This window comes from Shewanella sp. S1-49-MNA-CIBAN-0167, assembly GCF_040310145.1.
GTDB classification, from domain to species: Bacteria; Pseudomonadota; Gammaproteobacteria; order Enterobacterales; family Shewanellaceae; genus Shewanella; species Shewanella psychromarinicola.
Genome location: NZ_JBEOPO010000202.1, coordinates 1 through 285 on the forward strand (window position 1 = coordinate 1; position 285 = coordinate 285).

Here is a 285-nt window from a genome sequence, read left to right on the forward strand (position 1 = left end):
GTGTTGAAATGTAATCATTAAAAAAGGTGCCTAGGCACCTTTTTTGTTATCTAATTTATATCAATAGCGGCATCAATTAGAAATGATATTGCGCAATAATTGAGTAGGTATTTTGGTCGATACCCGCAACACCGTATTTGCTTTGCCAGTAATCATATTCAAAACCTACCAACAGTTTGTTTTGCTTGTGATCACCGAACAGTGTTTTACCTAAGTCATACTTTATTTGTGGGTTGATGTGCAGGTTTTCGTCGTAGCCGTTGTTGTCGGCAGAAAATACCCAAT

Annotated in this window: 1 pseudogene; it reads right to left on the reverse strand. The window is 37.2% G+C overall.

Going from position 1 to position 285, the window contains the following annotated elements:
- Positions 1-76: 76 nt before the first annotated feature.
- Positions 77-285, reverse strand: a pseudogene (locus AAEZ00_RS21020) (ion channel protein Tsx); the annotation flags it as partial.